This is a genomic window from Flavobacterium laiguense, from assembly GCF_003097655.1.
GTDB lineage: Bacteria > Bacteroidota > Bacteroidia > Flavobacteriales > Flavobacteriaceae > Flavobacterium > Flavobacterium laiguense.
Genome location: NZ_QCZH01000011.1, coordinates 90198 through 100427 on the forward strand (window position 1 = coordinate 90198; position 10230 = coordinate 100427).

The window sequence follows — 10230 nt, forward strand, 5'->3', positions numbered from 1 at the left end:
TTAATTTAAATGGATTCCAAATCGTTCATTTTTAACTAAATTTGGTTATAATCTAAAAAACGTCAACTATGCTGAATGCTTTCCTTTGGGGTTTATTGGCTACATCTTCCTTGGTATTTGGGGGATTGATTGCTTCAATTTTTAATTTAAAGAAGAATACTGTTGGTATTATTATGGGATTTGGAGCCGGAACATTAATTTCGACTATTTCCTATGAGCTCATTTTTCATGCGGTAAAAATTGGTAGAGGAACGGGATTTCCTGCTTATGGATTTTTCGTCGGTGCTTTTACGTTTTATTTCAGTGATATGTTGATTACAAAAATGGGTACTGCAAAATCCTCTTCTACCGGTGGAGCACGGCATTCCCAATTAATCATTCCTATGGTACTGGCCATTATCCTTGACGGAATTCCGGAATCTATCGTAATCGGATTGGGATTATTTGAAGGCGGGACTATAAGCCTGGCTATGCTAGCGGCTGTTTTTATATCCAATCTACCCGAAGCCATTGCGGGATCATCCGGAATGAAAAGTGATGGATGGAGTAGGAAGAAAATAACGTTGCTCTGGTTTTTTATAGTTTTGGTATGTTCCCTTGCAACAGTTGCAGGATTTAGCCTTTTCACTACTACGTCTGAGAAATGGTTGTCCTTTATTCAAGCATTTGCAGGAGGTGCCATATTAATGATGTTGGCCAACTCCATGATTCCTGAAGCTTATGAACACGGCGGAAAGCATGCTGGAGTAGCGACCGTTTTAGGGTTTTTCCTTTCAATATCTATTATTATACTTGAGCATTCATAATTTAAAACATATAAGTCATTTAAGTATTCTTTTCTCAGTCTTATATTTTCACGGTATTCGCTTTTGAATTTCCTTATATGACTTATATGTTTATTTTTTATTATGCTTGACAAATTGTCTTTCAACTCCACTTCAACTCCTATATTTATTGATATCACGTCATTAAATCCCATTATAAACTGTTTAATAATTTATTTTTTAACAAAAAAATAACACGACACTTGTATATACAAATATAAATACAACTACATTTGTACCAACAAATAAGACACCTACAAATATGAAGATTGAAGATGCATTAAAAAGTACGGTTGATTATAGCAAATCAACAAGCGCCATTTTGAATGTCATGTACACGCAAAATGTCATCACTGATAGTTTTAATGAAATCATAAAACCATATGATCTTTCAGGAGAACAGTACAATGTATTACGAATATTGAGAGGGCAAAAAGGATGTCCTGCCAATATGTGCATCATACAGGAACGGATGCTGGCCAAAACGAGTAATACGACACGATTAGTCGACAAATTATTATTGAAAGATTTGGTTACCCGTAATGTTTGTCCTGAAAACAGAAGAAAAATTGAAGTTTTAATTACACAAAAAGGACTGGATTTATTAACTGAACTGGACCCGAAAGTAAGAGAACATGAAGAAGCTTTTGCTGAAAATTTAAATAACGAAGAATTAGAACAACTGAATACCTTATTAGAAAAATACAGAACTAAATTAATATAATTATGAGCAATTTCTTAAACAATCAAAATTGGAGATACGCAACAAAGAAATTTGATGCCACTAAAAAAATTTCTACTGAAGACTTAAATACATTAAAAGAAGCGATTCGTATGAGTTCCTCTTCTTACGGATTACAACCATACAAAGTTATTATCGTTGAAAATCCTGAATTAAGAGCACAATTACAACCGGCTGCCTGGGGACAATTACAAATAGTAGAGGCTTCACATTTGTTTGTTTTCGCTAATGATACCAATCTTGGAGATGATGCAATTGATGAATATTTGAATACAATAAGCATCACTAGAGAAACTCCAATTGAAGCATTGGCGGGATATGGAGACTTCATGAAATCTAAAATTTCGACTTTGGAACCCGCAATCAAAAATGTTTGGGCATCAAAACAAACTTATTTGGCCTTAGGTAATTTATTGAATGCCGCTGCCGAACTTAAAATTGACGTTACACCAATGGAAGGATTTGTTCCTGCACAAGTAAACGAAATATTAGGATTAGACAAATTACATCTTAATGCTTCCCTTATTGCAACTGTTGGATACCGTCACGAAGAGGATGCGACTCAATTTTACAAAAAAGTTAGAAAATCACAAGAGGACCTATTTATCACTTTATAATAATTACTAATTAAAATTAAAATCAATTTAAACAAATTACACATGAAAAATTTAAAATCAATTGCCTTAGCATTCGTAGTAGCTTTATCTACATTATCAGTAACTGCACAAACTAAAAAAGTAGACGTTTCTAAAAGTACCATCAACTGGGTTGGAAAAAAAGTAACAGGAGAACATTCTGGAACTGTAGCCATAAAAAGTGGAGCTTTAGTTTTCAAAAAAAATGCATTAACTGGAGGAACTTTCACAGTTGATATGACATCATTAACTGCTACCGATTTAACTGGAGAATACCAAGGTAAATTAAACGGTCACTTGAAAGCAGATGATTTCTTTGGAACTGATAAATTCCCAACATCAACTTTAGTTTTCAAAACTATTGCCGCAAAAGGAAATGACGTATATACTGTAACTGCTGATTTAACTATCAAAGCCATTACAAAACCAATTACTTTTGATATTGCTGTAAAAGGAAATACTGCTACAACAGCATTAAAAATTGACAGAACAAAATACGATATCAAATACAAATCAGCTAACTTCTTTGAAGGATTGGGAGACAAAACAATCTATGATGATTTTGAGTTAACAGTAAACTTGAAAGTTTAATTTTCGACATAAAGTAAACAAAAAGCCAACAATTTCTTGTTGGCTTTTTTTATGTTATAATTTAAAATACAGAAGAACAGTACTTGTTTTAGTTACTGATTTTTTCCTCTTCTTTAATGTTATCAGCAGCATTGTCACCAATATTAAAAGATAGAGAAAATCGTAGTACATTATCCAATGGCGTTGTCTGATTGGATGTGGAATTTAGGTATGACAAATCAAATTTGACCGTCTTATATTTAAATCCGGCTCCAAAAGTGAAAAAATTGCGATTCTCCATTCCATTACTGTCATTGTAAAATCCTGTTCTTAATGCAAAACAGTTTTGGTATAAATATTCAAGTCCAAGTCCGGTTGTCACACCATTTGATCCCTCAACAAGTAGTTTATTAAACTCTATGGAAGTTCCCAATGTATTATCCTTGTCTAAAATAAAGTCAAAACCTCCACCCAATTTAAAATTGGTCGGTAAAACACTTTCAGATCCGGAATTTTCATCGTAGTTCAACTTAGGTCCAAGGTTGGAAAGATTAAACCCAGCTCGCCAAATACCCTGAAAATTTTTATAGGATATTTCAGCTGTCTGGTAATATCCCGCAATGTCTACGGCAAATGTACTGGCAACACCGGCAGTAGCATCAACTTCTTGAATTTTTAAATCCGAACGAATGTATCTCCCTGTAACGGACATCGAAAATGTTTGGCTTAATTTTAAGGAATAAGATCCATCAAACGCCATTTCATTTGGAGTCACAGCTTGTCCTGGATCAGATTCATTTTGTTTAAATACGGTTTCTCCTAAACCAAAATATCTTAAACTAAGTGCATAAGTACTTCTTTCATTAATCTTATTAAAGTAATTTAGATTTAACAAAGCGACATCATTTGTCAAAGAAGACATATAGGGTGTATAGCTCAAACCTATGCCCAGTTTATTTTCGGAAAAAGGATATTTTGCTGGATTCCATTGTTGTGAAAAAACATCCGGTGAGGTCGCTACTCCGATATCTCCCATACCAGATGCTCTAGCATCTGCTGAGATGAGCAAAAAAGGGACTCCGGTGACAGTTCCCTGATTTTGTTCTTGTGCGATTAAATTTCCAACTCCAAAGAGCAGTGAAAATAAAAGAAATATTTTTTTCATTTGTATAAGTTAATTGTTTTTTATTAAAAATAAAATACGTGATGCGATACAATACCTATTGTTTGTGGTGAAGTAAAATTCCTCTAAAACATTAAATTTTGTATCGCTACGCATTTTATCACATCATTTCGTTGTTTACTTCTTACTATCTTTTAATAAATTTGAGCACTGAGGATGTTCCTTCTTTTCCACTTGCATGGAGAAAATAAGCTCCTGTAGGCAAACTGCTCAAGTCTAACTCACTATAAGGTTTAAGTTGCACATCTTTGATCTCATACCTGCGAACAGTTGCCCCGTTAAGAGCTACAATTTCAACGACAACATCTCCAGCCCAACGGTTTTCCCACTTGATATTTACTGTGTTTACAACGGGATTAGGAAATATATTGAGTTCCGTAACTTCCGATTGGTTCACAATAACCGTTATACGCTGCTCAACACTTGCTCCATAGGTATCTGTAGCCGTTAAAATCAATTCAGTTTCACCGTTTGAAAGGCTTTCAATTATAAAGCCATTCCCCGATGTGGATATTGATGCAATCGTTGGATCCAATATAGTAGCTTGAAAGGTCAATACATCTCCATCTGGATCATTAAAATACTTATCAAAACTATATGATTCCTGAACTAATAATCTATCATAAACAAGTGCTTGTGCTCCTAGCGCTATAGGGGATCGATTATTTACAACGGTAACCTTTATTTGTTGTTCTGTGCTTAAGCCGTAAATATCTGTGGCTGTCAAGGTTACTATTGTTTCACCTGCAGTATGTGTTTCAATTACATATTGACCAAGTTCTTGCCCTGTTGTTACAGATACAATACTTGTATTTGCTACTGAAGCTTTAAAAGTCATTTTATCAGCATCTGGATCTGAAAAATAATTTTCAAATTGGCGCACATCAAAATACTTCAATTTAGAATAAACTAGTTCTTCAGACTGTTTAGCAACAGGTGCACGATTGGTTTTTAATACTTCCACTTTCAATGACATTTCTTTTGAAGCACCAAATTCATCAACAGCCTTAAAGTTCAATGTGTATTTTCCAGCAGTTTCATAACCTGGAGTTAATTTGATTGAAACTTCTTGACCAATTCTTTCAAATGACACCCATGAAGGTACATTTGGAGCTTGAATAGTAATACTATTATCTTCTTTATCCGACAACCCTACATTAACAATCACTTCGGAAGTTTCATTTACTAAAACAACTTCTTCAGGAATTTTGGAGAATATTGGGGCTTCATTAATATGCAAATTAACAGGAACTTGACCTAGACCATTAACTGGATCGTTTGATCTTATGTTTAAAACGGCATGTTGGTCTCCACGAAATCCATTCGCTGCTATAAAGTCTAATTGAACTTCTTTTTTCTCACCTGGAGCAATATCTCCATTTGAAAGACCATTTATAGAAACCCATGCGTTAGAAGCATAATTCTCTTCTCCTGCTCTTACCATCCATCCATAACCAGGAAATAAATCCGCATCTTGCAAATCATACCAAACACCATCACCGGTTGCTATGGTATATCTTCCAGGTGTATTATCAATTCCTGAAACTGAGCCTTGTACATAAGGCAATTCATAAGGATAGGTTATGATTACATAGAAATCTTCATTTGGATGAAGCCCTTGTACTTTATTTATAGGCAATGTAACCCAAGCACCCTTTTTGTCACCAACATATTGGTAATCTACAGAGCCTTGATCAATTATAGTTGCATCTGCTACAGAAGTACCACCTGCTCGTATTTCGTAAAAAATAGTCCCTGACGGTTTAGTAAAACCAGACATGTGTGTTTGAAAATGTGACAAAGTAAAACCATCTTTACCCGCATTAAATCGTGTTGCAGTTGTAAAAGGTTCACCACCATCGTAACCAAAATGGGTATCAGCATCAATCTTATCTTCGTAAGCCAATACACGATTAAAGGTAGGTGCAGAGAATGCACTAATACCACCTCCTTTAGGTACAGGGGAAGATTTTAATAAATGCTCAAGATTGGATGCTTTTCCAACTTTTGAAAATAATTGTGTGCGGGAACTAAGCCCTGTTATAGGTTTTCTCAAATAGTCAATACTCAATTCATATTTCAAAGTACCACCACCAGTAGTATTATCAAAAACAGCAAATTGTGTATCTGTATCTGTCAAATAATTAACGACACTATTAACTTGCTTTGTTTGCATCGTTAAAACAGGTGCTAACGTAACAACTGCCTTTATAGGAATCATCATTGTCGGAACTGTAGCATTGCTTTCAATAACAATATTATCAGCAACAGATCCTTCAGTCGATGGAACATAAGTAATTCTGAATTTGGTTTTTTCGCTTGGTAATATAGTTGCAAAATTACCCGCTAAGTCATTTATATTTACCCAGCTCCAATAATCCCCATAAAACCAATCTTGAAAAAATGTGTATGCTTCAATGGTATATTCAACAGAACCACTTTCAATTGACATTTTTGATAATTGAAGAGATTGACTGCCTGAATTTTCAATTTCGAATTCTTTCGTGTTACTTACTAAAGAATTGACCATTATTTCACCGTAATTTATTTCCGTTACATTTGAAGTAATAGTAGGTGCGCCATTTACAGTTAGATGTATTGGTTTTTCAAGAAATTCCTTGTTTGGAACATTGGTTCTTAATTTTAGTGTACTATTATATTCCCCTGCATAAATAGTACTTGCGTCTATATCTATTTGAGCACTTAAAGTAGATCCAGCTGGAATTACATGTTTTTTTGCTGGGCTAAGAACATAAGCTAAACCAGTTCCATGATTTACATTAGCATGGTCTGATATATTAACAAAATCGGAACTATCGCCATTTTGGATCCCGAAAGATGATAAATTAGTAGTTAAATCCAGACTACCATTAACTTTATATTGAAATTTCATGGTTCCATTCTTATAAAAGATAACTTGGGCTGATACTGGATCACCCAATCCTCCAAAGAAATTAACAAAATATTCCCATGAAATAATGATTTTTTCTTCATCACTATAATAGAAAACACCCACTTCATCTTTCGGATAAGTAGTTGTGTCAAAGGCACTAAAAGTCCAATAAGGGGCTATTACAGTTTTAAGTTTATCGTAAGGCATACCTCCATTAAAAACAGCAATTTCTGTTGGCTCATCAAAAGTCAACAATCCTGTAGTACCAATATACGCTTCAGTATATTCTTTACCATAAAAACTAATGGCTCTTGGTAGTGTTATTTTAGACCAATATTGTTCAAAGTCAAAAACATCTTTGGCCACTGGTAAATGAGTTCCTTTTTGGCGGATATCAATCCATTGATAGTTTGTTCCATCATTAAATGTTTCATAACTATAGGTGAAATTTGGAATTGCTTGCATAGCGCTTACTGGCACAGACATTGTCAACCAATTAGTACCTGTTGCTACCACTTCAAGGTCTGCTATACCGTTATTTTCTATAAGTATTGGGTATTTAGACTTTTCTCCATGATTTAACACCTCTGTAATTAAATCTAAATTAGTAACTGATATAGCAGGCGGATCCATTACTTTTCCTGAAAGTGTGAGTACATATTTAACTCCTTCACTATCCGTAATTCGCAAAGCATCAGTTAAACTAGTAACAACATCAGTAGGCATAGTAACCTCAAAGACTTCACTAAGCCCAGGTACAATTGTTGCGTTTGTTTTTCCTGTTATTTGAAATTTATTATTATCTAACGTAAAGTCCGTAAGAGTTACAGGGGCAGTTCCATTATTCTTAAAGGCGAATTTTCTAGAAGTTATTTCTCCTTGGAATACATCGCCAAAACTAATGTCGGTATGAGACATAGTTAATCCTGGAGTACCACCATCAGTGATATTAATTTGCACCAAAGGAACAATTTGATTACTTAATGGGTCATTAGATATGATATTTAAATACCTTTTAATCATCCCTTCATGCAATTTAGTTGTTTCCATGACAACATCCATCTTGGCAGTTTCCCCAGGTAATAAAATTCCTCCAGCATTACTAATAGAAGTAATAATATCTGGACCAGGATAGTCAAATCCTATAGCCAAACCAGAATATATAGCTGTTGCTTTAGAATAATCATTTACTAAAATTCCATCAGTTTGTGCTATATCTTCTATAAGGATGTTTAGGTATGGAATAGCATCAACAGAATAGGTTATATTGGAATAGTAAAAACGAATATTTCCATCTGCATACAATACCATTTGTGCAGAAAGAATACCTGAATATCCATCACCGATATTTGTGAATTGGACAATAACTTTATCTGATTCTACTTTATAATGAACACTACCACCAGCCGCTAATTCAACAAAAGTTCCTAAAGGAGAAATATACCCTTTTGGTGAATAAGGAGCTCCATTTAAACTTGGTAAATTGACTGGATTTATAGTATTGTCAAATGTAGAAAAACCAAATGAGCTAACATATAGGGTTTGCAGTTTCTCAGTATAATAAGGAAAATCAAATCCCATTTCAAGTGGATAATACCTATTTCTATCTGATTTAAAATAATTTGTAATATCTGTTCCTGTACCAGAAATATCTTGATATTGATAGACTAAAGGAGTAGTTTCTGAAGCATAATTTGTTCGGTATTTATATCCATATTTATGATATTCTCCCTCCCAACTATCGCTAGTACCAGATTTATCATAGGTTGGAATAAAATATTTCAAAGCAGCTTGCCCACGATTCTCTACTATAACTGTAGCTGTAACCTGATTTCCTAATGTTACATTATCTATCATTTGACTCATAGGGTCAACAACAATTTTGGCAGGTTCAGAACTTACACCAAATAAGATAACTTTTAAGGTTTTAGAACTGCTCCTAGATTTTAAAGATAATACACCATTATCATTACCTGCAGTAGTAGGTGTATACTTAACTCTAAGATGAACTTCACTATCAGCTGAAATCTGACTAGGAGCCCAATCAAGAAGTTTAAAGTTTGGATTAGAAATAGTTAGAGTTACATCATTATAATTTCCCAAACCAGAATTAGTTATTACAAATTCCATTTCTTTGGAAGTCCCTTTAAAAACGCTTGAAAAATCAAGTGTTTCAATAGATTTAAGAACCGGTTGCTGTCCTGATACATTTAAAGTAACTGGAAGTTTTAATTCAGGTTTACTTGCATCATTGGATTTTAAAATAACATTTGCATAGTAAGTACCATTTATCAAAGTAGATCCATCAGCAGAAAGGCTAGCATTTCCGTTACCATTTCCGTTTATTTCCCCATTACTAGGATTTAAAGACAAGTATTCCCCTAAGTATTTATTTTGGCTGCTTGCAATATTGAACCATGCAAAATTTTTGTTGTTAAGAGCCACTTCTAGCGACCCCCAACTTTGTCCTAAGTCAAAAGATATAAAGCAATTATCAGATCCTTCCGGTGCATTTTCAAAACCGATACTTAAAGGATACAGATTTCCAGGCGGAACATGAAGCACTACCCAAAAAGTTTCTCCTTGTTGAAAATAGAGTTGCTCATCTAAATTTATAAAGGCAAAATCTTCTTGAGCGCTCCCAGGATTGTATTCTTGTGCATAAATTAGATTTTTTTTATTGAGTTCTGTTCCTTTATAAACTTCAACAATAACAGGCCCTAAATCTGGATTTACGTTTAAATACGTTTGAATTTGTGTTAAGTTGAATCCATCAATTTCACTTACAAAGTATTTTGTAGCTGCTGAATTTGGAAGCTTGACATCTTCATCTCCAATAATATCAGTAGGAAAGTCTGAATAACTTTTGTTTGTCGGAGTAAATTGAAATGGAGCAACCACTCCCTTACTTGAAGAGGCAGATACCTTAGATTTAATTTTACCTATATTTCCCAAAGAGGCAACTTTTGTTGTTTTCGCTATTGGGTAGTTTATTTGTTTTAATGAACTAAAGGACATAGAAGTTTGTTTATGACGGGCTAAAAATTCCCATTTCAAAACACCTTCTGCGTTATTTAAAATTGTAATATCATGTAATCCTTTAAATGCAGTACTACCATCAACATTTATAACAATATCTTTACTATTGTCATCTACATTTATATTTGGTCCAGCATTGGTTGTGCCTTCAACACTATTTGATAATTCAGACAGATTCTTCCATCTGTCTCCTGAAATTACTGAAAAATAGTAATGAGTAAGTCCCAGAAGTCCATTAACGGCAGTCTGTGAAAAAACCTCCGTTTGATTCCGAACAAATATAGCAAAATAGTTGTATAAAAACAGGATTTTTCGTATTTTTAAAGATGCAACATATCCCAGGA

Annotated in this window: 6 protein-coding genes; 4 read left to right on the plus strand and 2 right to left on the minus strand. The window is 34.0% G+C overall.

Going from position 1 to position 10230, the window contains the following annotated elements; translation table 11 throughout:
* Window positions 1–68 precede the first annotated feature (68 nt).
* From DB891_RS11000 to DB891_RS11015, 4 genes are all read left to right on the plus strand, one after another.
* Window positions 69–806 carry a ZIP family metal transporter gene (locus tag DB891_RS11000; protein ID WP_116763470.1) on the plus strand — a complete coding sequence of 246 codons (738 nt, stop codon included), beginning with the start codon at window positions 69–71 and terminating at the stop codon, window positions 804–806.
* A 280-nt stretch (window positions 807–1086) separates the two neighbouring features.
* On the plus strand, window positions 1087–1548 hold the full coding sequence (locus tag DB891_RS11005; RefSeq protein WP_116763472.1) for a MarR family winged helix-turn-helix transcriptional regulator: 462 nt from the start codon (window positions 1087–1089) through the stop codon (window positions 1546–1548).
* 2 nt (window positions 1549–1550) lie between these two features.
* Window positions 1551–2183: an NAD(P)H-dependent oxidoreductase gene (locus DB891_RS11010; protein ID WP_116763474.1), complete on the plus strand. Its 633-nt coding sequence runs from the start codon at window positions 1551–1553 to the stop codon at window positions 2181–2183.
* A gap of 42 nt (window positions 2184–2225) precedes the next feature.
* Window positions 2226–2792, plus strand: a complete 567-nt coding sequence (locus DB891_RS11015) for a YceI family protein (protein ID WP_116763476.1) — start codon at window positions 2226–2228, stop codon at window positions 2790–2792.
* A gap of 88 nt (window positions 2793–2880) precedes the next feature.
* Here the strand turns inward: DB891_RS11015 and porV are convergent, their stop codons facing one another.
* Both porV and DB891_RS11025 read right to left on the minus strand, forming a co-directional pair.
* On the minus strand, window positions 2881–3936 hold the full coding sequence (porV, locus tag DB891_RS11020) for a type IX secretion system outer membrane channel protein PorV (RefSeq protein ID WP_116763478.1): 1056 nt from the start codon (window positions 3934–3936) through the stop codon (window positions 2881–2883).
* A gap of 145 nt (window positions 3937–4081) precedes the next feature.
* A partial coding sequence (locus DB891_RS11025) for a choice-of-anchor D domain-containing protein (RefSeq protein WP_116763479.1) occupies window positions 4082–10230 on the minus strand: 6149 nt, incomplete at its 5' end.

Coding starts and splice junctions, on each gene's coding strand:
- DB891_RS11000 (WP_116763470.1), top strand. CDS start 69: ATGCTGAATGCTTTCCTTTGGGGTTTATTGGCTACATCTTCCTTGGTA.
- DB891_RS11005 (WP_116763472.1), top strand. CDS start 1,087: ATGAAGATTGAAGATGCATTAAAAAGTACGGTTGATTATAGCAAATCA.
- DB891_RS11010 (WP_116763474.1), top strand. CDS start 1,551: ATGAGCAATTTCTTAAACAATCAAAATTGGAGATACGCAACAAAGAAA.
- DB891_RS11015 (WP_116763476.1), top strand. CDS start 2,226: ATGAAAAATTTAAAATCAATTGCCTTAGCATTCGTAGTAGCTTTATCT.
- porV (WP_116763478.1), bottom strand. CDS start 3,936: ATGAAAAAAATATTTCTTTTATTTTCACTGCTCTTTGGAGTTGGAAAT.